Origin of the sequence: Limosilactobacillus sp. DJ3M12, from assembly GCF_947381695.1 — a bacterium.
Taxonomy (GTDB): domain Bacteria; phylum Bacillota; class Bacilli; order Lactobacillales; family Lactobacillaceae; genus Limosilactobacillus; species Limosilactobacillus kinnaridis.
Genome location: NZ_CANCWY010000058.1, coordinates 1 through 869 on the forward strand (window position 1 = coordinate 1; position 869 = coordinate 869).

The window sequence follows — 869 nt, forward strand, 5'->3', positions numbered from 1 at the left end:
TTGGAGGATTAGCTCAGTTGGGAGAGCATCTGCCTTACAAGCAGGGGGTCACAGGTTCGAGCCCTGTATCCTCCATTACAACTTAATAGTTGTATATACCCATGACACAATGGCTCGGTAGCTCAGTTGGTAGAGCAACGGATTGAAGCTCCGTGTGTCGGCGGTTCGATTCCGTCCCGCGCCATTTATGGGGGAGTAGCGAAGTCTGGCTAAACGCGACGGTCTGTAAAACCGTTCCTTCGGGTTCGGTGGTTCGAATCCACTCTCCCCCATTTTATAGGGATATAGTTAAACGGTATAACTACGGTCTCCAAAACCGTCATTGTGGGTTCGATTCCTACTATCCCTGCTTAACTGAATATTTTGGCGGTATTGGTGAAGTTTGGTTAACACACCGGTTTGTGGGTCCGGCACGCGTGGGTTCGAATCCCACATACCGCCCTTTTGATTAAGCTTATTACTTAATCTTAACTATTTGGTGGTATAGCCAAGTGGTAAGGCAGAGGTCTGCAAAACCTTTATCATCGGTTCAAATCCGATTACCACCTTTTAGTTAGCTGATGCCTCTGTGGCGGAATTGGCAGACGCGCTGGACTCAAAATCCAGTTCCCGTTGAGGGAGTGTGGGTTCGACCCCCACCGGAGGCATATTAGTACTTTGGTACAAAATTGTCAGCTAAGCTAATGAAATAGGAGAAGGCTTGTTATAGCAGGCTTTCTCCTATTTTTTTGTTTAAATTTTGATTTTAAAGAAATGGTACAAAATGGTGCAAATTTGTATAACCGGTGCACGGTAAGCAGTCCATATTGACACGTTATTGACAGACAAAAAATCCCCGTAGAACCGTCCTTGATGGCTTCACGGGGATT

The 869-nt window shown here is 46.0% G+C and carries 7 tRNA genes; all 7 read left to right on the forward strand.

Features of this window, described 5'->3' with window-relative positions:
• The first annotated feature begins 2 nt into the window (after positions 1-2).
• Positions 3-75: transfer RNA gene (locus QOS06_RS10650), tRNA-Val, on the forward strand.
• Positions 76-111: 36 nt separating this feature from the next.
• Positions 112-184, forward strand: a tRNA-Phe gene (locus QOS06_RS10655).
• A 5-nt stretch (positions 185-189) separates the two neighbouring features.
• A tRNA-Tyr gene (locus QOS06_RS10660) sits at positions 190-272 on the forward strand.
• Positions 273-278: 6 nt separating this feature from the next.
• Positions 279-349, forward strand: a tRNA-Trp gene (locus QOS06_RS10665).
• Positions 350-366: 17 nt separating this feature from the next.
• Positions 367-441: transfer RNA gene (locus tag QOS06_RS10670), tRNA-His, on the forward strand.
• Between the two features lie 36 nt (positions 442-477).
• A tRNA-Cys gene (locus tag QOS06_RS10675) sits at positions 478-548 on the forward strand.
• A gap of 14 nt (positions 549-562) precedes the next feature.
• Positions 563-647, forward strand: a tRNA-Leu gene (locus QOS06_RS10680).
• The last annotated feature ends 222 nt before the right edge of the window (positions 648-869 follow it).